Origin of the sequence: Roseateles aquatilis (genome assembly GCF_002205645.1) — a bacterium.
In the GTDB taxonomy this organism is placed as follows: Bacteria; Pseudomonadota; Gammaproteobacteria; order Burkholderiales; family Burkholderiaceae_C; genus Roseateles; species Roseateles aquatilis.
The window spans coordinates 111,585-137,829 of sequence record NZ_NIOF01000015.1 but is presented as its reverse complement, the minus strand read 5'-3'; the positions used below and the strand labels follow the sequence as shown (position 1 = coordinate 137,829).

Sequence of the window (26,245 nt, the reverse complement as noted above, 5' to 3'; positions counted from 1 at the left end):
AACCCCAAGCGGCGCCACGGCACCGCAGGCGACACTTCGCCGGTCGAGTTCGAACGACGCCATTCCCAACGGCTCACGGGTGTCTAGGAAATCCGGGGCGATTCAGTCTCAACCGTGCACGATTCCGTTCGGGGCGGGCTACGAGTACACCCCGGACTTCCTGGTGATCTACCGGACCACGCTCGGGCCAGCTCACCTGCAGAAGCCATCCCTGTTGGTCGAGGTCAAGCCGCGTTCTGAGTGGCGGGCGAACTGGCGCGCCTGGTCAACGAAGTGGAAGGCGGCAAGACGCCACGCGATCGAGATGGATTGGCGCTTCACGATCATGGACGAGGAGCGCATCCGCGGTCAGGCGCTGGAGAACATCAAGTTCCTGCGCCGCTACGACGACCTCGTCTACGACGAAGGGCTGTCGCTGGAAATCATCGAGGACGTAGAAGCACGAGGCGTAGTCACCTTCGGTGATCTATTGTCCAGAAGGTACCCCGAGATCCATCGCGCTGAGGGGATCGGCCATCTCTGGCATCTCCTGGCCACTCGGCGGCTGGACTGCGACATCAACCTGAGGCTCTCCTACAACACTGAGCTGTGGATACCCGGCCATGAGTAAATCCGGCGCGCACTCGACTGCCGGCAGCAACGGCGTCAGACCTGCAGGCGCATTCCTCTCCGTTGCCGCCGGCGAGGTCGTGAAGCATCCTGAGGGCGTTTTCCGCATCGCTGAGGTGTTGGGATTCGACACGGTGCTGGGACACAACATCGAGAACGGCCGGGCTCGCGTGCTGCTCATCAAAGAGCTCGATCGGGTCGATCATGCAGGGCCCGCCCTGCCGCAGGGCGAGGTCACCCAAGTCGAGGATGGCCGCTGGGCGCAGGCGCTGGAGCGGATGAAGGCCATTGAACCCCTGGTGTCGGGGTCATGCACAAGAGCGGAAGTCGTCGCGCGGGCGGCGGAAGTCGGCAGAGATCCAGCTACCCTCTACCGTTGGATCGCGCGATTCCGCAATTGGGACACGACAAACTCGCTCATCCCCCAGAAGGCCGGATGGCGCGAGGGGCGTGGACGCATCTCGGCTGAAGCTGAACGCGTTCTGGACGAAGTGATCCAGACCTTCTATCTGACAAATGAGCGACCGAAGATCACGGCAACCTACAGCGAGGTGAAGATTCGCTGCGATGCGCTGAAGATGCCACCGCCCAGCAAGAAGGCGCTGAAGGCCCGCATCGATCGAATTCCTGAATACGAGCGGATGAAGCGCCGCGGACAACGCGAGAAGGCCAAGAAGCGGTTTCTTGCGGTACCCGGCTCGACGCCTGACGCCGACTATCCGCTGTCGCGAGTCGAAATCGACCACACCCCCGTGGACATCATCCTCGTAGACGACGTGAACCGGTTGCCGCTAGGCCGCCCCTATGTGACGGTGGCTATCGAATGCTTCTCGCGCATGGCGATGGGGTACTACCTCTCGTTCGACCCGCCGTCCCGGACCTCCGTGGCCATGTGCATGGCCCTGGCGATGTGCCCCAAGGAGGAGTGGCTCATCCTGCACGGAGTCGATGCCGAGTGGCCCATCTGGGGGCGTCCAAAGCTGATCGTGACGGACAACGGTCCGGAATTCCAGTCTCGCGACTTCGAACGAGCCATGCAGAAGTTCGGCATCGACATGGAGTTTCGGCCCGTTGGACTCGCGCACTTTGGCGGGCATGTTGAGCGCGTCCAGGGAACGCTGCTCCGAGAAATCCACGATCTGCCAGGCACGACCTTCGCGAACATTGCGGAACGCAAGGAGTACGACTCCGAAGGACGTGCAGTGATGACGCTTGGAGAGTTCGAACGGCAGCTACTCAAGCTGATCTGCAACGAGTACCACCGCCGGCCCCACAGCAGCATTGGGATGCCGCCGCTTCGAAAATGGGAGCTGGGGATTTTCGGAAGCGCCGATTCCGGCGGCATAGGCATGCCGCCTCGACCTGGCGATCGGACTGAGATCCTGCTGAACTTCCTGCCCTCGTTCGAACGCACGATCCAGAACGACGGCGTCTCGTTGGAAAACCTTCGCTACTACGACGACTGCCTGCGGCCGTGGATCGGCATGCTTGACGACGAGACCGAACGCGGCCGCAGACATTTGTTCCGCAGGGATCCGCGCGACGTATCCAAGATCTGGTTTTTCGATCCCGATCTGAAGGTGTACTTCAAGGTGCCACTGGCCGACGCCTCGGCCCCTTCGTTCAGCGTCTGGGAGCACCGACGTGCGAAGGAGGCGGTCGCCGAGCTTGGGTACGACCCGAGCGATGAGCGAGTTGTCATCCAGTCGATTCGCGAGCGGCGGGAAATGGTGGCTGACAGCGCCAAAAAAACCAAGAAGGCGCGACGTGAGCATCAGCGCAATCGAGACCATCAGCGTGCACTCACTGTGGACAAGCCCTTGGCGAAAGCCCCTTCACCGGCTGGGCCCGAGAGCGCACCTTCGCCTGAAAATGCCGCTCAACCCGCTCTGACAGTTGTATCCGCCCCTACGGCAGCAGCCATCGCAGGGCTTGCCGCGTTCGTGGCCCCGCCTGAGGACATCGCATGATTGCCGATCAAGCCCAGGACCTGTCGTCATTCACACACATCCATCCAAACTATCGACACCTCGTGGCGATGTCCGATGCGGACCGGATCGCGTTCCTCGGCGTCGATCGTTGGATCGGCTACACGCGGGCCCGGGACATCCTGGACCTGTTCGGTCGCCTCATGGACAGCGGCCCGCGCATCAGACCGAAGAACTACCTTCTCGTTGGCGAACCCAACAACGGCAAGTCGACGATCGTGCATCGCTTCAATGTGCTGCGGGGTGAGGGTTACGTGGACGAGAACGTAGACCCGGTCAAGCCGGTGATCGTGGCTCAGTCGCCCCCTTCCCCCGACGAGAAAGGGCTCTACGCCTCGATCCTTGAGCGCTTTTGGGCGCCCTACAAACCCAGCTCAAGCGCGCTCGCTCTACGCTACCAAGTCGTTCACCAGCTGCGGACCTGCAAGACGCGCATCCTGTTCATCGACGAGATTCACTCCATGCTGGCGGGGACAGCGCTCAAGCAGCGGGAAGTGATGAACGCGATCAAGCTGCTGAGCAATGAGACGGCAATCCCTATCGTTGCGGTGGGAACCGCCGCCGCGGTCCGTGTACTTCATACGGACCCACAGCACTCCAGCCGCTTCGAGGTGCTGCCGCTGCCGCTTTGGCAACTCGACGCGGAGTTCCAGTCGCTGCTGGCGGGGTTCGAAACGGTGCTGCCCTTGCGCAAGCCCTCGCTGCTCTCCTCGCCGGAGATGGCCCTGGCCATCCACACCAGCACCGGGGGAAACCTCGGCAACGTGCAAGGGTTGATGGCAGCTCTTGCGGAAGACGCGATCAAGCGCGGCACCGAGCAAATCACGCTGCAAATGGTCAAAGCAAGGGGACTGTTCCAGCCCACTTCCGATGCGGCGCGCGCTAGATTCTGAAACCCCCTGCAAGTTGCCCTTCCGGCCGCTGATCCAGGGTGAGCCGCTCAGCAGCTGGCTGATCAGATCGGCCTTGGCTTGCGGATGCGACCCCTTGATCCTCTGCACATCGATCTGGGGAGCATGGCGCCCATGGACACGGGACATCGACCGATCGCTCGCCCAAGTCCGCATCCAGACGCTCAGTGAGGCAAGTGGCATTGACGCGCAGCGACTCAGAGCGTCGACGTTGCAGCAGACCTTGGCCAACCTGATTCCTTCCGATGCTTCGTTCGCCGGATGTTGGCCGTGGGTGGTTGCTCGAGGCTCACGTAATCGCCGAAGCCATGGTGGGTTCCCGTTCTGCCCTCACTGCTTGGCCCAGGATGCGCGACCTCACCTTCGTCTGAGCTGGCGCCTCGCGTGGCACGTCGGCTGCGAACACCACGGCATCTGCCTCCTGGACTTCTGCGCCCGATGTGGCGCGGTCGTCAGCCCTCAGATGCTCACGGCTTCCAGTGGCGACATCACTGCTTGCTGGAGATGCGGTGCAGACCTGCGTGAGTCGCGCGGCTGCACCTGTGATCCCAAGGCCCTAGCCGCCCAAGGTCTCGCGGATGCGGTGCTGGCCGGAGGACCGGGTTCAGCGCTCCCGCCCGAGATGTCCACTTCTGAATGGTTCTCCGCGGTTCGCTCGGTCATATCTGAACGTTGGGCCGCTATCACCGCCACGTCGGGGATCGAGCCGGCAAGCTTCGCGTCAGGCCTCCGGTTTGAGCTCCAGAGCGTCTGTGAACGCCACCTGCGCATGCGCTACCTGCAAGAGGTCATTGAAGCGAGAAACGGAGATCTACGCGGGGTCGGAGTGAAGTACGTGTCGGGCGTTCAGCGTAAGCGCCGAGCGAGGCGTGGGGTGAAGCGAGGATCGCCACCGCGACCGCGCAGTAAGGCCGCCGTGATGGCGGACTGGGCGAGGCTTCTGCGTCGCATGGGACAGGGATACCAATGAACGAGGCGGTACGAACCTGCTCGGGATGCGATCGCGCCATGGCGCGTGCGCATAAGGCCTATCGGGGCCAACACTTCTGCAACACCTGCTATACGCGGCTGTTCAAACCCAGCCGATGCGCAGGATGCGGGGAGGTCAAGCGCATGTACGTGCTGGAATCGCATGGCCGGTGTGCCGAGTGCGAGAAGCTGGCGCCATGCGTGCGATGCCAACGCAGTGGCCGACCGATCGGACGCATGACCGCTTACGGCCCTGTGTGCAACTCATGCCAGATCCACTTCGTTGAGCCGCAGAAGTGCGCGCGCTGCAGCCGGCTCACAAAGCGGCTCCGCCGACTTCCGGGCGCCGAGGGCGATGCCGCCGTCGCGCGCGTCTGCGTGGCGTGCGCAGAGGAGCACCGTACCTGTTCCAGCTGTCGCAAGCACCGCAGGTGCGATGCAACTCCGGACGGACGGTGGCTCTGCGGACGATGCGCCACGCTGGGGCCGTCCGCATGTTTGGGCTGCGGAGCCTCCGTGGCCCGCGGGGCTGGTGGGCGATGCGATCGATGCTATTGGACCGAAAAGGTGCGCATAGATGCGCAGCAGCTCTCACCGCTGGTGAAGCAGCCCGCAGCGCGCCAAGCGTTCGAGGATTTCTCAAGTTGGATGGTGCTCAACAAAGATCCGAAGCGAGCTGCGCTTTCGATAGCCCGGCACGTCGAGTTCTTCGTGCGGCTCTCCGCGCTGAAGGATCTTCCGTGGGAACCGGACCACCTGCTGAAGCACTTCGGCACCGCTGAGCTCAGGAAATTCGAGTTGCCCGTGCGCTGGCTTCGCGAATGTCGAGGCCTTGCCATCACAGCGGGGCAAAAGCTCGAAGACGCCGAGCGCAGGCGGCTGCAGGCTCAACTCGACAGCGTGACCCGAAGCTCGCCTGCCTACCCAGTCCTCGAGGCCTTCCATGCACGTCTTTGCACCAGGCGCGATAGCGGTGAGATGACCACGAGGTCCGCCCGCATGTCGCTTCGGCCGGCGGTCGATTTCATGCGGGTGAACCCTTCTGGCCGTCCAAGCCAGCGGGACCTGGAGCAATACCTCAGTGGTGCGCCAGGTCAGCGGGCTTGCCTCTCCCTCTTCGTTCGACATCTTCGCGAGGTCGAAGGCGTCGACCTGGAGATGCCGGGCCGCCGAGTGGCCAAGGCTCCGGCCCCGCGAAGGATCAGGACCGAGCAAGACCTCAGGGAACTGCTGGCCCTCCCAGAGCGACCTGTGGACTTCGAGCAGCGCTGGCTCCTGCTCGCGCTCGTGCATTTCCACCGGATGTCGAAGCGCGACGCAAAGAAGCTACTGAAGGAAGGGCAAGTCGTTCAGGAGAAGGCCGGGTACCTCGTGCAGCTCGGTGCCAGCCATTACGCCATTCCTGACCCGACGCCGGGGCTGCTGCATCAACAGCGAACTAACTAGCCTGTGATGAGCATGCCGGAATTGCGGCATGCGGCGACCGGGAGTCGTGGGGTCGCATCCCTCATCGATACTGAGCGGTCCACAACGCTGCTCTGGGCATGCTGTCCACCAATCCGCCTCGAATTCAAACGATTCCTCGCGTCGAACTCCTGACGATGAAATGCAACCCAGACCACGACTTCGTGGTCTGGTGGTACGGACAGTTCGTGAAGAACCCTTTCGGTCACGCCTTGCCCCATGTTGAGGCGCTGATGAGACGGCTACACAGCGACCACAGTTGGGGCGGCTTCCATCTGCAGTCCTTCGGCGTGACCTCGCTGCCTCAGCTGCGTATCGGATCAGTTTGGCGCGACAAACGTTCTTCTACCCAGCTCGCCTTCGACGTGCGAGAGTTCTCCGTCGACTTCTCCGATGGCGGCTACGACTTCGTATCCCAGCGGGAGCATTTTGCTAAGCACGGGATGCCGCTGCTGCCGGAAGGCGCTCACCCGCTGCAGAACCATGAGTTGGACCCGAGCCAGATTCTGCGGCTCAAGGTCGGTCCTGATCGGTGGCTCCTCGTCCCGTGTACGGAGTTCCTTGCGCGGTGCTACGGGCGGTCAGGCAAGGCCAATCGACTGCTATGCCAGTACCACGTGGATGCGGCAAGAGCAATGATGGTGTCGGCTTCGGGCGCGCCGCGCACCGAGGTTTGGCCGATCAAGATCCATCCCGGCCTTTACAAGTCCGATGCGGTTCTTCTCGCACATCTGCTCTTCGATCCGGTAACCGAGTTGAGGGCGCGCCACATTTACGCCGGGATAGAGAGCGTGCAGCACCAGCATCGGGGGGCTGGGGGCGCCGCGGTCGCGGGGCACGATGAGCTTGCCAACGGAAGCGTGCTCTCCTACTGGCGCGAGAACGGATCCGCGCATCCAAAGGTGCATCCGTGGTTCTCAGGCCCGGCCAGACTTCGCGTGGAAGGCGTCGAGGTCGGCGATGGCGCGTTCCTGGCACTTCGCATCACCGGCTGCAGCCTTCCGAACGGACCTGAAATCGAGGTGGAGTACGACGCTGCGTTGACCAAGCTTGATGACGGCTATGACGATGCCGCCGAGGGCAGCGCAGTGCCTGCGGGAAGCGCTGCGCAAGGCGACAAGATTGCGCCTCTGACCGACATCAGCTCGCCAGGCGCGCCAGCGCAGGCGCTGGAAATCTTGGATCCGGCCTTCGAAGTCTTGGGGGACGTACGTGAGGTCAAAGTACGAACGGTCAAAAGCGATCACAAGTCCGGTCCCAAGATCCCAGCGACCGAGGCAGAAAAGTTTTCCGCAGCGGAGCGTGGTGGCGGGCGCGCTGTGGAGGGAGCAAGGGTCGGTTATGCCTCCCACCATTCCCCCGTTTCCCTGGAGCGCTTCGGCACGTTGTGGGCGGTCTGGCGCGGATTGAAGTTCCTCGTGAGTCAGCTGCCAGATCAACTCGTATCGCTCGGCTGGTACACGACTGCCACCGGTCTTATGAGGGATGCATCGGCGGGAACCTCGGCTCCGGATGACGCTCCTCTGCTCGAGCCACTGCCCATCACATTGCTCGCCGACGCCGAGGCTTCGCCGGCGACCAAGGCGACGCAGCGCTGGGCGTCGATGCATCAAGGAGAGAGTGTTACCCCGCGAGGTGTCCTCATCGCCTGCGTGGAGACGCCGACCGAAGCAGTGTTCGTTCTGGAGCTGCAGCGTCGAGTGACCATCGATGAGCGCGGGCTTCAGAAGGAGTTGGATCGGCTGTGCGGACTGGTCGTCGTCACGGAGCGAGACCGCAACCCCGGCACCTGGCTTCCGGGCCTTCTCACCGCGATCATGAGCAGCGAGGGGATCATGAAGAAGGTGCTGCCGCTGTGCCCCACGAGGAACTGCTCAGACTTCAGCCATCAACCCCCGCGCGTGGGTCGCTCCAGAGCCGGTGATGTCTGGGCGCGCAATGCTCTGGACAAGGCAGGCCTGACACTCCCCAAGCTTGAGGACCTCTATCGTGATCTGGACGGCCGCACGAGCCGTAGTTCTTCCTGACTGCATCCGGGCGTATGCATCAAGCTAGGTCGCAACTCAGAAACTTGGTTGCGACTTCACACCCGCTTCTGTCACCCGCGTGCGGTTGGCGGTGTGCGCTGTGGACACATCATCACCGCCAGATCCGTGTCCGGCAGCGCATCTGGCCCATGCAGGATAGCCTTCCACCACAAGTCGCTCACGTCGACGGCAATGTTCAGGCCGCAGTTCACGGCCATCGCTTCGATCATCGTCTGAACGTCGGCGTCGTGCGCAGGCGGGGTGAGGAACGTGTATTCGCGCCCGGAGCTTGTGACGGCAACGCCAGCGAAAAAATCCATGCGAGACAGCGCAGAGGTAAAGCGAAGCTGCCCGGGCGCAAGTTCTGAGCAGATGTGTAGCTCCCCAGCGACTGATCGGAATACCCGCCAGGGGCCGAGGCGCACGCTGGGCTGTGATTCCAGCGACGGCGCCTCGCGTTCGTTCATAAGGATGACCATGGGGCGCCCTCGCGTCTTTTTACATCGGCGCATGCCCGGCATGCGACGGCCCCAGGTGTGGGCCCATGGTCTAAACGTATGCTGACAGGCGCCGGTTCTCAAGGCGCGGGCTTAGAAAATTGAAACCGAAGAAATTGACTCTTGAAACGCGAGCGTCCGCCTATCCGCAGCGAAATTGTTGTCCGGGTTCGGCGGCGCCAGATAGATCTCCATCACCGTTTTCATGGCGGCCCATCTGATCGGCGCTCCAGCCAGAAGCTGAAATGCCGTGCACGGCACCCGCTTACCGAGGTCCAACAGCGGAGGGCGCCGACGCTCGCAAGATTGCACCGGCTCAGCTGGCTGACCGACCTTCATGTCCGCAAAAAGCCGGGCCACAGCTTGGTCGATCGTCGGAACACTATCAACCTCGCTCGTCAGCGCGAACCGTTCGGCCAAACGGCGCGTCGCCATGGTGGTCTCTTTTCGTGTTCTTGAGGTGGCGAACATTGACCGCACATCAATCAATCGCTGTCGACTTAAAGAAGTAGGGCTCCAGTTCGCTCCGGTTGCGAAGCGACAACCGAGTTCTGCGAGGGCGGTTCAATTGCACATCCAGCCAATAGTGCGCGGCGAAGAACCCTACAAGACATTTTCGAAGCTGCGCTTTCCACGCCCAGCCAAGCGGGTCCTTTGCCATATCGAAGTCCCTGGCGATTAGGGCCTGCTGAGCTTGCGTGAGACGCGCATCCGGCGTCACGACTACTTCGACCTCTTCGTGCCAGCCGAGGTCCTGGTCGGCGCTGCACGGACTTGGAACGGAATTGGCCTTCGCGGTGTCGAAGCGATGAAGCGCGAAGTCACGAAATTCCTCCCGCTTTGCATCGTAAGCACGCACGTACCACCACTCGGCGCTGAAGAAGATTGCATGCGGCCATAGGCATCTGGACGCCACAGCTGCAGTCTCCATCGACAGGTACTTCGCATCCAGTCCGCAGTTGCGCTGGATAGCGAAGAGAACCTCCCTGAGCACATCTGCTCGCACTCTAGCGCGCGGCGTTGGCAACGAGGCATTCTGAGCGACGCCGAAATGCAGCCCGAGACTTGGCAGGTGTTGTACGGTCTTGAGGTGGATGCCTGCCCTTAACAAGGCTAGGTACTCGTCGGGATCGCCGGCGGCCAGCATCGGTCTGAACCTCGCCGTAGGTCGGTAGACCTTTAGCCTGTTGTTGTACTCAAGGTTGTCTGGGCACTGCTCGCGGTAGAACGTGAAATCCCGAGTCACCTGGGCCAAGGCAACCCCGAAAGACTCCGAGACGCGCTCGCGCTGCACCGTGCCGTCCCAGAGCGCCAAAGTCTCTATGAAGTGCAGCCGCTGGCGCTGGGCAAACGCAACGTCGGCGAAACCAGTCATCTATCCTCATTTTGCGGCTAGCCATCAAAATGCTTGATGGACTCCTTTTGATTGTACTCATCAAAATGAGTGGTGTAGAATCGCATGTAATTTTCCACAACGCGCTGAGCCACGACAACGCCCATGACCGCCAACGCCAGTGATCAATGGCTGGAAAAACTGGGCTACGACAACGGCTCCCCGTCCCTCCATCGCGCGGGCGATGACGTTCGCAGTCAGCACCGCTACGGGCCCGAGTTGGACGTGCTGCTCGACATCGATGGTCCGATCCGAGCGCACGCGGTGTTCGACGTCGATGGCGTTCCCACCGTGTGCTTCTTCAAGGATGAAGGGTTGCTGGGTGACGGCGCCCGGCTCGACGAAATTCGTCGCCGGATCTGGAACCAGAACCTGGTCAGCATCATCCTGATCCTCGGACCCAAAACCGTCACGCCCGTTCCCGTATCACGGCGAGCCAGCGTGGGGGCTCCGATCGCAGCGTCGGCTGCCTCCCCGCACGCAAGCTTCAGCGCGGCAGACGTCCAGTCCGGAGATATCTACGCCCGCCACCGTGACTGGTTCCAGCGCGAAGAGCGCGTGGACTCGTATCTGTTGCGTAACCTGAACGAGACGGTGCGCCAGCTCGTGAGGCGCGCGGGCCTGTCCGACGAGCAAGCGCAGCAGCTTGTTGGCCAGCTACTGTTCGTGTCTTACCTTGAGGATCGAGGCATTGTCAGCGAGACCTATCGGCGCGAGCGCAAGGTAACGCGACTAGGCGACCTGATCGCGCGGCGCGATCACGGCGGCATCCTTCGTCTGCTCAAGCAGTTGAAGACGGACTTCAACGGAGACTTCCTTGAGCCCGCTGCCGGAGAAGATCCGGTTTGGCGAGATCTTGACGCAAGCGGGTTTGAAGTCGCGGAACGCTTCCTCTCAGGCGAAAACATGGCCTCGGGTCAGCATCGTCTATGGGGGTACGACTTCAGCTTCTTGCCGGTCGAGCTGATCTCGGGCATTTACGAGTCGTTCCTGAGGGATGAGCAAGACGAACTCGGTGCGTACTACACACCGAGAAACCTGGCCAACATGGTCATCGATCAGGCCCTGGGCGTTTGTGAGGACCCGAGTAAGGAGCGCATCTATGACGGCGCATGTGGGTCAGGAATTCTGCTCACGACTGCCTTCCGTCGGATCCTGAACCACGTTGAAGCAAAACGCGGTGAACTGCTGCCCCTGGGCGAGCGCATCGCCTTGCTGCAGTCCTGCATCTTCGGCAGCGACGTCAGCAAGGCATCCTGCCAGATGACCGCGTTCAGCCTGTATCTCTCGCTTCTCGAGCGGCTGCAACCTGCTGATCTGGCGCAGTTGCAGCGAGGCCAGGGCGTGAAGCTTCCCAAGCTTCGCGGATCCAATCTGTTCAGCGGCGCAGCGGGGGATTTCTTCGAGTCCAAGAACCGGTTCGCTTCGAAGCCGTCCTTTTCCATCTTCATCTGCAACCCGCCGTGGAAGGAACCCAAGGGCGAGGACCAGTCCACTGCGGACGCCTGGACGCAGAGCCGAGGCGGCGCGGTCGTTCGCCGGCAGATGGCCGCGGCATTTGCGCTGCGGGCCTTGGACTGTCTGCGTCCTGGCGGGAAGATGTGTCTGATCCTGCCCGTGAGCCTGTTCCTTGCCGCAACAAGTCAGCCTTTTGTGGCGGAGTGGTTAGCACGAGTTCGACTGCATCGCTTAATCAATTTCGGCGATCTGCGGGATCTGCTCTTCGACCGGGCGCACCACGCTTGCGTCGTGGCGCTGGCGGTGCCCCGTGCGCCCGAAGCTCAGTTCATCCCCGTTGCTGAGCAGTTCGAGTACTGGGTGCCCAAGGCAGACATCAGTCTGGCGATGGGGCGATTGACACTGCGAGGTGAAGACCGACAGTGGGTGCAATCGCAGCGCATCGCATCCAGCAATCAAGCCCTCACCACGCTGTCCTGGGGCGGGCCCGCCGATCTGGCGCTCTGCGCCAGGCTGAGACTTCTTGGCCGGCTTGACGATATGACCAACGGCCGATTCGGCTCTTGGCAGATCAGAAAAGGCGTTCACTTCAAGGACGCGTCGCGGACGGCGCAAAAGGCTACCAAGCTACAGGCGATGAGCTACCTTCCCGTGCAGATTCTGCAGGGGTCGCTTCCTGTCGTGGAGGAAGCGTTGCTTGGCGCCTTCCCCCGCGAGCAGAAGACGGTGGTCGGGCTCGATGATGGGCTGCTCCGAGTCTTTCGGGGCCCTCGCGTGGTCTTCCCTGACGGCCCTTCTCCGGTGCTCGAGGTTCGAGCTCACTTCATCGAAGCGCAAGCCTCCTTTAGCAGCAGCATCGGCGTTGTCAGCGGTCCCGACGAAGACGCCGATTTACTGAGATTCCTGGCCGTCTATCTGCGGTCGGATCTGGTGAGTTACTTCGTGGTCATGAGTCAGTACTCGGTGCTTGTCGCGCAGGATCGGATCACGCTCAAGGACATGCGCAGCTTGCCGTTTGTGCCACCCTCCCACCATCCAAACCCGGAGCGGGCACGGGCGATCGTCAAAGAGGCAGCGGACGCGATCAAAGACGTGCATGACAGGGACGTGTTCGAGCAAGAGGACCGGTTCCGCCAACTTCGCCCCAAGCTGCAGAAGCTGATCTTCCAGTACTTCGGCCTGAGCGCTGTTGAGATCTCGCTGGTGCAGGAACTGGTGCGCGACGTCATCCCGTCGATTCAGCCGCGCAGCTTCGGCGCTCTGAGCACCGATCTCCAACGCGAAGCAACCACCAGCCACTTGTCCGATTATGCGAAGGCGCTGCGCACCGAGCTCGAGGCTTGGCGCAAGGCGACTTCGGGGCAGGGACAGTTCGACGTTTCAGTGCAGGCGACGGCTGTGGGTCAGGGCCGCTTCGCTGTCGTGCGGGTGGACCTGGTGCCGGAGGCCAACCGCCAAGTCATGGTGGCAGACGCGATGTCCGAGGATGCCATCAGGGCGACCGTGCGCATGTTGCAGGAGCGGCAGCTATTGCCGCTTCAGGTCACCACCAACATCTTTCTGGCTGCAGACGTCGTGATCCTCATGGACTCCTCGGCTTACATGGTCAAACCGATGCAACGCAGAGCTTGGTTGCGCCGAAGTGCGCTGCAAGACGCCCAACGTATTGTGGAAGCCGCCCGCGGCGCTGGCGATCAAACGCGGGCGGAGGCGGCTTGAGCACGGGGCTGAGTTGGGGGAACGCGTTTCCGGCCGATGAGTCGGCGATTGCGACAAAGCTGCTGATGCAGGCCTGGTCTCAGCTTGCGAGTTCCCCCGGCACAGAGTTCACCGCAGAGCTCTCCGAGCCAAAACTCACCGACATCCTGTGCGAGCATCTGAAGTCGATATCAGAAGGGACAGGGCGTTTGACGGGGAGATGGGGCCAGGAGAACCCTTCTGGCAAGATCGATCCTGCCAAGGGGAAGAGGCTAACCAGCTACCGGACGGACATCGAATACTTCTCCAACCGCTCGACGCCGGTGCTCAAGCTGGTCTACGAGTTCAAGAAGATCGACGGCGCCAACGCACGCTCCCTGACCAAATATTGGGGTCCTGATGGCATGGGGCGGTTCATTGAAGGCGACTACGCTATCAAGCAGCCGGTTGTTTTCATGGCCGGCATCTCGGTGTCGCCGAAGGAGACATGCGTGGGCAAGTTGAAGGCGGTGCTGGAGTCCAAGCGCTGCGATGCACTGGGCTGGCGAGATGCGTCGGCGCGCACCGTGGCGCCGTCGCGGTCATTCCCCAAAGAAGCGCATTTCGACACCGAGCACCTGCGGCCGGCGGAGAAACTCCCCAGCGCGGGGTACGTCAGGATTTGCCACCTCTTCGTCGACTTCCCAGAAGCCAGCTGACCCTCGCCCTTCGGCGCAGTGAGGTCTATCTAGGTGCCCAGTTGGTTCATGCTGCCGGAAACACTCACGCTTCCCGTCTGCCACCGGCCCCGTTTCATGCGCGTCCGCTGCCGCTTCCCGCCGTGGACACGTCGCGGGAAGAAGCGGCCACCCGGCGACTGACCGTTCCGACGCTCAAACGCTCCCTGCGAACGCACGGCGCACGGAAACGGAGGCCACCAGCAGAGCGCCTTGCCCTTGCAGCAGACCGTCCTGCGCCTTCAAATAACCGCGCCGCGCATCGAGCACGGTGTTCAGATCCACCAAGCCTGAGTCGAAAAGCCGAGCGCTTCGAGCTGCTGCGTCGGCCCCAGCCTTTTGTGCATTCTCAAGCGCTGCCACAGTCGACCGCGCGGCCGCCAGCTGCGCCGCCGCCGTTTCTGCATCCGCTAGCGCGTTCAGGATTGCCTTCTCGTACACGAGCATAGCCTCCTTGGCCTTGGCCTCGTGGACCTCGATGTTGGCCCGGATGCGCCCCCCGTCGAAGATGGGCAGCGAAAGCGCCAGGCCATACCCGACGACACTCGTGGGCGACGCACTCGCCCCTCCGACCGACAGCCGCTCTCTGCTCCCAGACCAGTCAAGCGCAATGCGGGGATACAGATCGCGTTTGGCAACACCCAGACGCGCGGCTGCAGCCTCAACGTCACGAGCCGGCCCATGGACGTCGGGACGGCGCTCCAGCAAGTCAATGGGCATCAGCGCGGGCAGACCCGGGGCGGCGCTGGCCATCGCAGGAAAGGTCAACCCCAACGGCGGCTGAGCGGCGCCAAGCAACACAGCCATCTGTCGCAACCTGACGTCCCGTGCTCCGCGCAATTGGGCCGCGTTCGCACGCTCCTGCTCGAGCTCCGCCTTCAGCCGGTCCACATCGAGCTTGCTGGTCTGTCCTGCAAGGAATCGCTTCTGAGCGACCTCGGTCTGGCGTTCGAGGGTAATTGCGGCTTCATGCGCCACGGCCTCTCGTTGCGTCAGCGCCTGAGCATCGAAATAGGCCGTCATCAGCTCGGCGACGACGGCTACACGCACGCTCTGACGGGCAAGTTCGGCACTTTCAAAATCCTTCTCCGCTGCAAGACTCGCCAACCGCTTGTCTCCGAAGAGGTCCAGCTCCCAGCTTGCACGGAAGCCGGCCCGCGCAACCTTGGCCTTCGGATCCGCGCCTGAGTCACGGCCGCCTCGCACGCCAGCCTCCAAGCCAAGTTGGGGCATCCGGTCGGCGTCGGTGATGCTCACGAACGCACGCGCCTGTTCAACCCTTGCCGCGGCTATACGGACATCACGATTCGCAAGCAGTGCGGTTTCAACCAGCCCGTCCAGTTCAGAGTTGCCGAAGTCGCGCCACCACGAGTCGGTAGACATCGATGCCGCTTGAGAGGCGCTCCGCTCGTCAAAGCTCCACGCTGCTGGCACGGAGACGGCTGGCGGGGCGACGCGTGGAGAAGTGGAACAGCCCGCGAGCATCGCAGGAATCAGTGCCGCGATCGCAGCACGGGATAGGACGCTGGGAGTCAGGACTCGCATGGTGAGCTTTCTGCGTTGACATGTTGCACGCCAGAAATGTACTATACGTACAGTACAGTTTCAACGGTCAGCAATGCCATGTCCAACTCGTCACAGCGCACCAGTGCGAAGCAACGCCTCATCGATGTCGCATCGGCGATCGTCGCGTCGCAAGGTGTTCACGAACTCACCATAGAAGGCGTTGCGGCAGCGGCCGGCGTCACCAAAGGTGGGTTGATCTACCACTTCAAAACCAAGGACGAACTGCTTGCGGCCGTCGTGCAGTCCCTGATCGATGAGTGGGATCGACGCAGTCGCACGAAGGCGACTCAGGCCGGGAACACGGCCGGCGACTTGATCAGGGCCATGATCGACGACACCTTCGATATGCCCACCGAGGAGCGACAGCTGATCAGCAGCTTGCTCGCGGCCGCTTCCAGCTATCCCCATCTGCTGGGGCCTGTGCGTGATCTGTATGGCCGCCTCTACGGCGATTTCTCCCAATCCGGGCCGCAGTCCGGAATTGCTTTGGTGATCGCCGCGGCATTGGATGGCCTCTCGATGCTTGAGCTGTTGGACTTCCATCAGTTCCCCGAGCCTCAGCGAGAAGCCATGCGCCACGCGCTTCATACGCTGGCACGACAAATCCCCTAACCCTGCTACGGGAGTTCCATGTCCTCTTCGACCTTCACGGTCGCGGCCGCCGCATTGCTGGCCGCAATGATTTCGGGCTGTGCCCGCACATCCACGCCCGCACCTGCACCGCCTCGTCCTGTGAAGGTGGAAGCCATCGGCAGCGGAACCGCGCTGCTGACCGAGTCGTTCATCGGCACCGTTCGAGCGCGCCAGCGCTCGGAGCTCGGGTTCGAGTCGTCTGGCCGCATCAGCGCCATTCTGGTGGATGTCGGGGACCGGGTGCGCTCTGGCCAAGTGCTTGCCAGACTGGATGAAGCGCCGGCGCTGCGGCGCCTGGAGAAAGCGGAGGCGGACCGCGTTGCCGCAGCCGCCGCCTTGACCGAGCGCGCGACCCAACTCCGACAGAATGAGTCGCTGGCCAAGGACGGCATCGTCTCGCCGGTGACGCTGGAATCGGCCCAGACGCAACACCGCATCGCCCACAGTCAGCTCCAGGCGGCCGAAGCCGCATTGGCGCTCGCTCGAAGGGATCTCACGCTGTCCCGCATCACGGCCCCGTTTGACGGCGTGATCGTCGCCCGCAACGTACAGCCGTACTCCGACATCAGCGCGGGATTACCCGTTTTCCAGATCGAAGCGGGTCAGGCGTTGGAAGTGGTGGCCATGTTGCCCGAGGCAGTGGCGGCCCGCATGTCGCCCGGCCAGTCCGCGCGTGCGGCCGTCTCGCAGTCCGGGCAGGTCGGCGCCGCATTGCCGCTGAAGCTGGAGCGGATCTCAAGCCGCAATGACAGCGGCTCGCTGGTGCAGGCCATATTCCGCATCGACGGCGCCGCGCCGACGTTGCGCAGCGGTGCGATGGTTTCTCTCGAGTTGCCTGGTGTTGCCAACCGAGGGGTCTCGGTCCCCGCAGCGGCGTTGCTGCTCGATGCAGCGCCGGGACGGGGCAAGGTCTTCGTGCTGGAGCAGTCGCAGCTTGTCGAGCGATCGGTTCAACTTGGAGCGGGTCTACTGCCCGATGGGCGAATCCCCGTGATCTCTGGACTGAAGGTTGGCGACCATGTGGTGGTTGCCGGTGCGGCCTTTCTGAGCGAGGGGCAAGCGGCAGTGGCGCACGCCTCCACGACGCTGCTTCACGGAGCCCAACCATGAAGCTCACCGAATCGGCACTGGGTTCAAGCCGACTCACGCTCTTCGTCGCGGTGCTGGTGCTCGTTGCTGGCGTTCTTGCGTTCCTGAGATTTCCGTCCCAGGAAGAGCCGTCCACCACCATTCGGGACGCGATGATCTTCGTCTACAACCCGGGGCTGCCGGTTGAACGGATGGAGCAACTCGTCGCCCGACCACTCGAAGCTCGGTTGCGCGAATTGCCGGAGATCAAGCACGTGGTGAGCACCGTGCGCACCGGCTCCGTCATCGTGCAGGTCACGATCCTTGAGCGGTACTCCGATCTTGCGCCGATCTGGCAGAAGGTCCGCGCCAAGGTCACGGAGGCGTCGCCGCAATTCCCCACCGGCACTTTGCCTCCCATCGTCAACGACGACTTCGGACGCGTGGCGGTCGCCTCGATCGCGGTCACCGCGCCTGGCTTCACCATGAGTGAAATGCGCGAGCCGCTCAAGCGAGTCCGCGATCGGCTCTACGCGCTTCACGGTGTGCAGAACGTGAGCTTTCACGGCCTCCAGGACGAGCGCGTCTACATCGAGTTCGATCGGGCTCGCCTTGCCGGCTTGGGTCTGGCCGTCCCCGCCGTCTTGCAACAGCTGCAGCAGCAAAACGTGGTGCTTTCTGGCGGCCAGATGGTCATGAGTGGCCTCAACAGCGCATTGGTCGCTTCGGGAGAGATTCGCTCGCTGGAAGCACTGCGAGAGTTCGTGCTCAGCGTGCCCGACCGCAACGGCCAATCCGAGAACACCCTGCGCCTGGGCGACATCGCGCAAATCAAGGTGCTGCCCGCCGATCCTCCCGACTCCGCCGCCATCTACAAGGGCGATCCGGCGGTGGTGCTCGGCGTCTCGATGAGCGCTGGCCAGAACATCAAGGCGTTCGGCCAAAGTCTGAAGTCCCGCATGGGCGAACTCCAACAGTTGCTGCCGGCTGGGTTCACGCTCGACTACGTCACCTTCCAGGCCGACGTGGTGGAGCGTGAGATGGGCAAGATGAACCAGGTGATGGGCGAGACCATCGTGATCGTCATGACGGTCGTGGTGCTCTTCCTCGGCTGGCGCGCCGGGATCATTGTCGGCAGCATCGTGCCGCTGACCATCCTGGGGACCTTGATCTCGATGCAGTTCCTGCACATCGAACTGCACAGCGTCTCGATGGCCGCCATCATCATCGCGCTTGGGCTGCTGGTGGACAACGGCATCGTCATCGTCGAAGACGTCGAGCGCCGCCTGGCCAGTGGCGAAGCGCGGCGTGAGGCCTGTATCCAGGCCGGCAAAACCCTGGCCATTCCGTTGCTCACCTCGTCGCTGGTGATCATCTTCGCGTTCTCGCCGTTCTTCTTCGGCGACACCTCCATCAACGAGTACCTCCGTCCGTTGGTGGTCGTGCTCGCGATCGCCTTGCTGGGCTCGTGGCTGCTCTGTCTCACAGTGACGCCTCTGCTGTGCTTCTACTTCCTCAACGCTTCGCATCACACGTCGAAATCCGCGGCGGTGCCTGGCGGTCACATCACCGGTCACAGCACCGGTCACAGCACCGAGGACAGCACCGGCGTCAACTCCGAGGCTCGCTTCTATCGGACCTACCGTCGAGTCATCCATGCGGTGCTTAATCACAAGCTGATCTTCTTCGGAACCATGGCGGCGCTGCTCGCGCTGGCGCTCGCGCTGCTGTCGACCGTGCCGGCGGGATTCCTTCCGAAGTCCGACCGCCCTCAGTACCAGGTCTCGATCGAATTGCAGCCCGGCAGCGATTCGCGCATCACGCTGGAGAAGGTGCAGCAAATCAGCCGTTGGCTGTCGGACAAGAAGATCAACCCCGAGGTCACGACCAGCATCGGCTACGTCGCCGACGGCGGACCTCGCATCATCCTGGGTCTGAATCCGCCGCTGCCCGCTTCGCACATCGGCTACTTCACGGTCGGCGTGACGTCGAAGAAGGAACTGGACACGATGATTGCGCGCACGCGTGATCATTTGGCTCAGCACTATCCTGAGCTGCGCGCGGAGGCCAAGCGGTTCTCCTTGGGTTCCAGCGATTCGGGCACGGTGGCCTATCGGATCTTCGGACCCGACGAAGTCGTGCTCAAGAGCCTGGGCGAGCAGATCAAGAAGGAACTGCGCGAGGTGCCCGGCGTCGTGGGAGTGCGCGACGACTGGAACAACCGCATCCCCCGACTCAACGTCCAAATTGACCAAGCCAAAGCGCGTCGGCTGGGTGTGACGAGCGAGGACGTCGCCACCTCCTTGGCCGCCCGATTCTCCGGCGTCGATGTCTCGATGCTGCGCGACGGTGACACCTTGGTGCCCGTGGTCGTCCGTGGCACCCCCATGCAACGTCAGCGCACCGAGGACGTGGCCAACACGCTCATCTATCCCGCCGGCGCCGCCCCTGTGCCCCTGTCGGCGATCGCGGCCGTGTCGCTGGGTTCCGAGCCCTCCGTCGTCCGGCGTCGCGATCTCTCACGCACCCTCACGGTGGAGGGCCGAAGCGAGACGGAAACGGCTCAGCAGGTGGTGGATCGACTGGCTCCCTTCGTGTCGGCACTCAAGCTTGCGCCGGGCTATTCCATCCAGCTCGGTGCGGAGATCGAAGAGGCCGCCGAAGCCAACGCCGCGTTGAGCGAATACCTGCCTCATGCGGCCATCGCCATGCTCATCCTGTTCATCTGGCAGTTCGGCTCGTTCCGCAAGCTACTGCTGATCCTGTCGATCATCCCGTTCACCCTGATCGGCGTGGCTCCCGCGCTGAAGCTGGCCGGCGAGCCCCTGGGCTTCATGGCGAACTTCGGTCTGCTCTCGTTGGCCGGGATCATCGTCAACAACGCCGTTCTCCTGCTGGAGCGCATCGAGGCGGAACTGCACGCGGGACGCAACTCGCGAGAGGCGGTCATCAATGCCGCCGTTCAGCGGCTGCGTCCCATCGTCATGACGAAGCTGACCTGCGTCGCTGGCCTGGTTCCATTACTGCTCTTCGGCGGCCCCCTCTGGTCGGGGATGGCCATCACCATCATCGGCGGATTAGCGCTTGGCACGCTCGTCACCCTCGGCATGGTGCCGGCGCTGTACGAGGCGCTGTTCGACAGCAAGCTTTCGAAGTGGATCGCCAGCAAGACGACCGGGCGATCGCCGAGTGACTCTGACGCTTCAGCGACACACGCATGACTTCGCCTTCAACTTCTAAACGATGCAACCTCACGCGAACGATCAAGTCCGCAAGACTCGCCATGACCAAAACTCAACGCTCTTCGAGACGCACTCAGACCACGGATCTGGTGCGCTACGCCAGCACGACGCTGCTCGCTTTGACGTGTGGTCTGCTGCTCGCCGCATGCGCATCCACCACGCCCGTCCGTTCAAACCATGCGGTCTCCTACCAAGGCCTGGAAAAGCGCGGCGACCAGTCCATGGTGATCTCGCCCAAACAGCCAGATCTCGGCCGCTATGGATGGGCGATCATCGAGCCGATCCAGATCGACGAAGCCGTCTCCTCGTCAGTGTCTCCGGACACGTCCAAGGAAGTGCTGGAAGTTCTGCAGAGCATCCTGGACAAGGAGGTGCGTCAGACGTTCAGCTTGAGCGATCGCGCGAGTGAACAGTCAGCGGGCCGTCCCACGGTCGTGCTTCGCGTTCGGATCACTCGTATCACGGAAGCGTCTCCGGCCCTCAACGTGCTCACCACCGCGCTGGTGGGGCCGCTTCGCAATGGCGCGCTCGCCGCGGAACTGGAAGCCGTTGACGCCGCGTCCGGCAAGCAGTTGGCGCTGATGCTGTGGGCCGACTCTGGCGGCGTGGCCAAAGACTTCCTCGGCAATTTCAACCGAAGTGCTCATGCTCGCGCGCTCGCCACGCGATTTGCCACGGACGCCAGCGCATTTCTGACCCCGTTGAGCAGCACAAAAAAGCAGTAGGGTCCACGTGATGCAGGTGCCTCGCCTCCGGCAAACAGCACCTCATCGCGAAGGTCACACCGCTCAGCCTTACCCATCGAACGGAAGTACCCATGAACATCTACCTGTACCTCGGCGCTGCGATCGTCCTCGAAGTCGTCGCGACATCCTTTCTCAAAGCCTCCGACGGGTTCACCAACCTGTGGCCGAGCCTGGCTACCGTGGCGGGGTACGCCGGATCGTTCTATCTCTTGTCCTTGACCTTGAAGGTCTTGCCGGTGGGAGTCGTCTACGCGCTCTGGTCTGGTGTCGGCATCGTGCTCACGGCCGTCGTGGCGTGGATCGTTTTCAAGCAACGACTTGACGCTGCTGCGATCGTCGGGATGGCGATGATCGTTGCCGGTGTGGTCGTGCTCAACGTTTTTTCCGACAGCACGACACACTGAACGAACGCCTCGGTAGCATCATGAGGTTCGGCACCGTCATGACGTGCCCAATGCTGCGGGAAGCAAGCATGAACTGTGGGAGCGACTGTGGTGCTTGACGCGCGAAAATGGATGGTCGCACTGCTGACCGTGTGCTTGGCTGGTTGTTCAAGCTACCGGCCATGGGTGAATCAGGCTCTGCCGGCCAGCGGAGCCGCGTCAAAGGCTTCTCGTGAGGCGCAGCCGCCGCGCCCAGTCATGGTGGCCGTAACTCTGTCCGGTGGCGGGGCACGGGCGGCAGCGTTTGGGCTGGGTGTGCTGAGGGAACTCAAGGCCACGCAGTTCGAGCTGGACGGTCGACAAACCACGCTGCTCGATCACGTGGTGCTCGTGAGCGGCGTGTCGGGCGGTAGCATCCTGGCGGCGCATTTCGCCGCGTTCGGCGACGACACGCTGAGCCGCTTTGAGCCGGATTTCCTGATGGTGCCCTTCGAAAGCCGTCTGATTCGTGAGGCGCTTTGGCCGACGCGGCTGTACCGGATGAGCTCGCCTTGGTATGGGAGGACCCAGGTGCTCGCACAGCGGCTCGATGAGCTCTACGGCGGACGCACCTTCGCGGACGTGCGGCGACGGCCAGGTGCGCCGGACCTGATGATCACCGCGACCGATCTCACCACCGGCGCCCCTTTCGACTTCACGCCAGAACAGTTTGACCTGATCTGCTCGGATCTTTCAAAGACGCCCCTGTCGTTTGCGGTCGCGGCATCTTCGGCGGTGCCGCTGCTGCTGTCGCCCATCACCGTGCGCAACTACGCTGACGAATGCGCCAGTCCGACATCGTCAAATAAGCAAGATGCCGTCGACGAAGACTATCGAGCGCGACTACTGCGCCGCAGTGCCGAGGGTTACCGCAACGCCAAGGAACGCCCGTTCATTCATCTGGTCGACGGCGGGGTGACGGATAACTTGGGCGTTCGCCTCATGCTGGACCGGCTGATTGTTGGCGGGTCCATGACGTCCAACTTCGCGGACGCACCGGAGGGGTCGATCCGTCGCCTGGTCTTGATCACCGTGAACTCGGAGCGGGGACTTGCGGAGCGCATCGACAGCAGCGATCGCATTCCGACCACGATCCAGGTGATGGAGTCCCTGATCTTCGGGGCGGGCTCGCGCGAGACACAGGTGACCCTGGCGATGCTGAACGACGACTTGCGGCGGTGGAGCGAAGAGCTGGCCCGCACCCGTGGTCGCGCCGGCAGCCCGTTTTCTGGCGACGCCGAGATGCACGTGATCAGCGTCAGCCTCAATGATGTGCCGGACGACAAGATTCGGCACAGCCTGCTGCGAGTGCCAACCGCTTTCACCATCGAGGCGGCGGACGTTCGACAACTCCAGGACGCCGGCGCCGAGGCCTTGCGCCGCTCACCGGAGTTCCTCCGGGTGCAGCGATCCCTCGCGCGGCAAGTGGACCACCCCTGAACATCGAGGACGGTAAGACCGGCGGCGAACTTGCGGCGAGTCGTGATTAGGCCTGTTAGCCGCTGTGGGGCTCGCTAAGATGCCACTGGCGCGCAGCCTTCAGGTCCGCCTCCAGTGAGCCCAAGTCGCAAGCGGCAACCCGGTTGTCGGGACGCTAAAGCGTCCGGAGAGGCTGTTGCCCGCGCCACTCGCAACGGGCCGATAGTCGGGCTGCCCGGACGCGCACGGCCCGGCTGGATCCGCAAGAGGACCCGGCCACGACTCAGCAGAAGTGGTGGAATTCCATCGAGGGTACCGCGGCCAGTTATTCAGCGAGTTCTTCGTCAGATATGCAGGGCAAGACCAGTTGCACCTTTCCTATCGTCCCAACGGAGCAAGTAATGATTCGATCCATGGGCCTCTCGGCCCTCCTGGTGACGTGCACCCTCGTCGCGCGAGCGGCACCGCCTACGCCAGAACTGACGGCGCAGGCGTTCGTCGACGCCTGGAACTCACACGACGCGCAGAACTTCGAGGGCCTCTTTACCGAAGACGCTTGGTGGGTGCCGGTCGTTGAGAGTCGCTTGTCGGGCCGCGCGCAAATCGTGGCTGACTTGAAGCAGGCCCATGCCATCTGGGCGGGTCGCACCACCATGGCCTCGAGCGACGTAGTGGTGTCGCCCCTCTCCGACAGCGCCGCGGCGGTGCTGTTCAAGGCAGGCTTTCTAGGTCAGGACGGCAAGCGCATGGAACCTCCCAACGTGCTGCTGCTCGCGGTCGTGAAAACGCCGGACGGATGGCGCATTAAGGCTGGCCAGTTGTCCAAGCCTGGTGCAACGGCAATGCCGGCGAAGTAGCGCAAGGTGGGCTAGACCGCGGACCGCCGCAGCGTCGGCAGGCGACTGAGCCCCCTGGTGAATCCAACGCCGCAGCAGGTTGGCGTTGATGCCGTGAGCTTTCGCGACAACGGCCAAGGAAAAGCTCGGCTGCTGCTGGGCTTGCACGGCCTGAGCCTTGAAATCGGCGCCGTGAACTCGCCGTCGGCGGCCTACTGCTGCTTTGTCCATAGTGCGTACGCATCCATTTGATCGTCAATGGACACGAAAATCCTAGGCGTGGCTCAGTGGATCAACATGACTTGCCAGGACGCTTACTCATTGCCAGCTTGGTGTCGGCCATCAACGTGCCGGCCGTCAACGACGACTGATGCTGGCGGCCTGGCACTTAAACATGCCATGGGCCTGCCACGCGAGCGTCATGACCACAGCGCGGGCAACGCCAGCCATCGGGCATGGTTCATTGACCAGGATTGAGATTCGCTCAAGGCACAAGGTTTGACGGCGTGGAAGCAAGATCGTCAAACTGACTTTCCCACCCGCCTGCTTCCAGCAGGTCGAAAACGTCGTCGACCAAGAAAAGACCCCCGACGGGAGAACCTTCGGGGGTCAATCCACCCATGGGCGGTGGAGGAGACAACCGGTCAAGAAAACTGATGTTGCAGCGCAGCATACGCGCCGTTGCCCGTGCTTGCAATCTCCTACCTTCGGCTGTTGCCGGGAACAGTTGCCGAACACACGCTCAGTGAGACCGTGCTCACTGCCAAGCCATCTTCAACTCATGCGCGGAGACATTGACGACCTGCTCTGCCATGGGGGAGCTTCACACTGGCGACGCTGCTGGATAGCCTCAATCAGGAGACAACTCAGTTCCGGGCGGTTGGAGAAAGCGCCGGTCTTGCTGAGATGCAGGTTCGAGACGCTGGCGCAAGCCGAGTCGTGATCCAGGCCTGGACGCAGGACTGCAGCGAGGTGTGGCCACATTCGAGCATCGGCCGCCTTCCACCCAGGTGCTTCGCATGCGTGCATCGGCAGCAGGCTGCCGATGCAGGTTCACCTTCAACCGCCGCATTGGCGATACCCTTGAGCCCCAAGAACTCCCTCGCAATGAGTGGTGCGGCGGATTGGGGGCAGGCCAGTACCTCAACGCACCCATCTTGGGTGCGTTGAGGCGATTCAGAGTCATCTCAGAAGCTGTGCCGGATGCCAAGCGCAAGGATGCTGGACCTACCGCCCGGTGAGATGCCGACGCCGTTGAAGGCGGGCGTCTCGCGCAGCCCCAGCGCGGCGAGGATCGCGTCGGGGCCACCTGATACGTTGATCGGCCGCGCGCCCGTGGGCGTCACGCCCACGATGGGCAACACGTTGCCTTGCCGGTCTTCTGCCACGGCCAAGCGCGAATAGATCACCGTCCGCTTTGATAGCTGGTAGTCCACGCCCAGCGAGACGCCAAGGTTCTTGCCGCGCGTGAAGTTCGTGAAGCGACTCTCGCCGGCCTCGGCGATCCAGACGAAGTTGCCGACCGGCACACGCGCGCCGACGACGAAGGTCTGGATCTTTGGATCGAAGCTACCGGCACCAGGCAGGTTGAGCGGCGCTTGGCCAGGCAGGTTGAGCACGTCGCCATCGAAGTAGCGGCCGGCGTGGTACATGGCGTGCAACGACGCGCCGTCGACCGACAGCATGTACTTCCCCGACAGCGCGACGCCCCAGTAACGATCCAGTTCGAAGATCGAGCCTCCCTGCGACAACACCGGCACATCGAACTCGTTGTAGTGCAAGCCTGCGCTCACGCTGAACGTCGGTGCGGTATAGCCAAGGAACAGGCCACCGGAACGCCCGCGCTTGCCGCCGGACTCGGAGCCCGATGCTTCGACGCCTGAAGTGGCACCGCCAAGCATCGATCCGGTGGAGGTGGTCACGGCGCTGCCGCGCGCCGGGCTCACGATGCGCGAGACACCCGCGTTGGGGCTGTAGGAAACTGCGGCGGCAAACCCACCGACGCGGGCCCAATAGCTGATCTGGTTGTCCTGCCTGACTTGCAGCGTGTTCGTGACAAGGCCGGCGGTGAAAAGATCGGTGCCAGCGAGGCCATCCGGAGTGCCCGCGGCGAAGGAGATGAAGATCGGCGCGTACTGGCGACCCAGGCGAACCTCACCGCCGGGCGTCGTCAGGTAGACCATGGCTTGTTTGCCGAAGAAACGGCCATCCTGCGACAACGTGCCGTCGTCGCTGCCGGGCTGCGACTCAAGCACGAAGCCAGCGGCGTAGCCGCTGCCCAGGTCCTCGCGTCCCTTGAAGCCCACAGTGTTGGTGCGCGAGAGGCTCTGCGTCACGCGGGTCTTGGTCCCGGCGCTCCCCGGCGGAAAGATCAACGCAGTGGACGCACCCGTGGGTGTGCCGACGCTGCCCGTCGTCTTGTGCGTCGTGTCGATCGCGGTGTCGATGTTCCCGTATAGCTTTAGGGTGGTCTGCGCGCTGGCCGCGCCAGCGCCAACGGAAAGAGCGGCCGCAAGGCCGACTCGAGTTCGAATCCTCATGCTTGTCCCCGGAATGTTCTGGTTTGAATGACGGGCCAACGCG

The 26,245-nt window shown here is 62.8% G+C and carries 20 protein-coding genes and 1 pseudogene; 15 read left to right on the top strand and 6 right to left on the bottom strand.

Annotated elements, in window-relative coordinates:
* The 6 genes from CDN99_RS24010 to CDN99_RS23985 form a co-directional block, all read left to right on the top strand.
* Positions 1-610, top strand: a 610-nt coding sequence (locus tag CDN99_RS24010; RefSeq protein ID WP_202820317.1) for a TnsA endonuclease N-terminal domain-containing protein, incomplete at its 5' end; no start/stop codon positions are given.
* Positions 603-2,579: a TnsB C-terminal domain-containing protein gene (locus tag CDN99_RS24005; RefSeq protein ID WP_088387545.1), complete on the top strand. Its 1,977-nt coding sequence runs from the start codon at positions 603-605 to the stop codon at positions 2,577-2,579. The genes CDN99_RS24010 and CDN99_RS24005, both read left to right, overlap by 8 nt.
* A complete protein-coding gene (locus CDN99_RS24000; protein WP_238139685.1) occupies positions 2,576-3,490 on the top strand; it encodes a TniB family NTP-binding protein in 915 nt (304 codons plus the stop codon). The genes CDN99_RS24005 and CDN99_RS24000 overlap by 4 nt, the downstream gene beginning before the upstream one ends.
* Complete coding sequence (locus CDN99_RS29785; RefSeq protein ID WP_088387543.1) at positions 3,468-4,478, top strand: TniQ family protein; 1,011 nt, start codon at positions 3,468-3,470, stop codon at positions 4,476-4,478. Before CDN99_RS24000 ends, CDN99_RS29785 begins: the two co-directional genes overlap by 23 nt.
* Positions 4,479-5,125: 647 nt before the next feature.
* Positions 5,126-5,923, top strand: coding sequence for a hypothetical protein (locus tag CDN99_RS23990; protein WP_141100958.1), 798 nt, complete (start codon positions 5,126-5,128; stop codon positions 5,921-5,923).
* Between the two features lie 98 nt (positions 5,924-6,021).
* A complete protein-coding gene (locus CDN99_RS23985) occupies positions 6,022-7,968 on the top strand; it encodes a hypothetical protein (protein WP_141100957.1) in 1,947 nt (648 codons plus the stop codon).
* Between the two features lie 71 nt (positions 7,969-8,039).
* Here CDN99_RS23985 and CDN99_RS23980 read toward each other — a convergent pair whose 3' ends face one another.
* From CDN99_RS23980 to CDN99_RS23970, 3 genes are all read right to left on the bottom strand, one after another.
* On the bottom strand, positions 8,040-8,447 hold the full coding sequence (locus tag CDN99_RS23980; RefSeq protein ID WP_088387537.1) for a hypothetical protein: 408 nt from the start codon (positions 8,445-8,447) through the stop codon (positions 8,040-8,042).
* Positions 8,448-8,558: 111 nt separating this feature from the next.
* Positions 8,559-8,900: a hypothetical protein gene (locus CDN99_RS23975; RefSeq protein WP_088387535.1), complete on the bottom strand. Its 342-nt coding sequence runs from the start codon at positions 8,898-8,900 to the stop codon at positions 8,559-8,561.
* 46 nt (positions 8,901-8,946) lie between these two features.
* Complete coding sequence (locus CDN99_RS23970) at positions 8,947-9,840, bottom strand: BrxR family helix-turn-helix transcriptional regulator (protein WP_088387533.1); 894 nt, start codon at positions 9,838-9,840, stop codon at positions 8,947-8,949.
* Positions 9,841-9,963: 123 nt separating this feature from the next.
* Here CDN99_RS23970 and CDN99_RS23965 point away from each other — a divergent pair, with 123 nt between their 5' ends.
* Positions 9,964-13,035 carry an N-6 DNA methylase gene (locus tag CDN99_RS23965; protein WP_088387531.1) on the top strand — a complete coding sequence of 1,024 codons (3,072 nt, stop codon included), beginning with the start codon at positions 9,964-9,966 and terminating at the stop codon, positions 13,033-13,035.
* On the top strand, positions 13,032-13,712 hold the full coding sequence (locus CDN99_RS23960) for a hypothetical protein (protein WP_088387529.1): 681 nt from the start codon (positions 13,032-13,034) through the stop codon (positions 13,710-13,712). The genes CDN99_RS23965 and CDN99_RS23960 overlap by 4 nt, the downstream gene beginning before the upstream one ends.
* A 174-nt stretch (positions 13,713-13,886) precedes the next feature.
* Here CDN99_RS23960 and CDN99_RS23955 read toward each other — a convergent pair whose 3' ends face one another.
* Positions 13,887-15,215, bottom strand: a complete 1,329-nt coding sequence (locus CDN99_RS23955) for an efflux transporter outer membrane subunit (protein WP_088387527.1) — start codon at positions 15,213-15,215, stop codon at positions 13,887-13,889.
* Between the two features lie 96 nt (positions 15,216-15,311).
* Here CDN99_RS23955 and CDN99_RS23950 point away from each other — a divergent pair, with 96 nt between their 5' ends.
* From CDN99_RS23950 to CDN99_RS23920, 7 genes are all read left to right on the top strand, one after another.
* Entirely contained in the window at positions 15,312-15,908 is a 597-nt protein-coding gene (locus tag CDN99_RS23950; RefSeq protein ID WP_088387525.1) for a TetR/AcrR family transcriptional regulator, read from the top strand.
* Between the two features lie 18 nt (positions 15,909-15,926).
* A complete protein-coding gene (locus CDN99_RS23945; RefSeq protein ID WP_088387523.1) occupies positions 15,927-17,039 on the top strand; it encodes an efflux RND transporter periplasmic adaptor subunit in 1,113 nt (370 codons plus the stop codon).
* Positions 17,036-20,218, top strand: coding sequence for an efflux RND transporter permease subunit (locus CDN99_RS23940; RefSeq protein ID WP_088387521.1), 3,183 nt, complete (start codon positions 17,036-17,038; stop codon positions 20,216-20,218). Before CDN99_RS23945 ends, CDN99_RS23940 begins: the two co-directional genes overlap by 4 nt.
* Positions 20,219-20,280: 62 nt before the next feature.
* Complete coding sequence (locus CDN99_RS23935) at positions 20,281-20,964, top strand: DUF3313 family protein (protein WP_158218948.1); 684 nt, start codon at positions 20,281-20,283, stop codon at positions 20,962-20,964.
* 92 nt (positions 20,965-21,056) lie between these two features.
* Positions 21,057-21,389: an SMR family transporter gene (locus tag CDN99_RS23930; RefSeq protein ID WP_088387517.1), complete on the top strand. Its 333-nt coding sequence runs from the start codon at positions 21,057-21,059 to the stop codon at positions 21,387-21,389.
* A 111-nt stretch (positions 21,390-21,500) separates the two neighbouring features.
* Positions 21,501-22,847: a patatin-like phospholipase family protein gene (locus CDN99_RS23925; RefSeq protein WP_238139684.1), complete on the top strand. Its 1,347-nt coding sequence runs from the start codon at positions 21,501-21,503 to the stop codon at positions 22,845-22,847.
* Positions 22,848-23,227: 380 nt separating this feature from the next.
* Positions 23,228-23,683, top strand: a complete 456-nt coding sequence (locus CDN99_RS23920; protein WP_158218947.1) for a YybH family protein — start codon at positions 23,228-23,230, stop codon at positions 23,681-23,683.
* An 84-nt stretch (positions 23,684-23,767) separates the two neighbouring features.
* On the opposite strand, the pseudogene CDN99_RS29780 reads toward CDN99_RS23920, so the two are convergent.
* A pseudogene (locus CDN99_RS29780) lies at positions 23,768-23,893 on the bottom strand (hypothetical protein); the annotation flags it as partial.
* A 956-nt stretch (positions 23,894-24,849) separates the two neighbouring features.
* Positions 24,850-26,202: a porin gene (locus tag CDN99_RS23910; protein ID WP_088387509.1), complete on the bottom strand. Its 1,353-nt coding sequence runs from the start codon at positions 26,200-26,202 to the stop codon at positions 24,850-24,852.
* Positions 26,203-26,245: the final 43 nt, after the last annotated feature.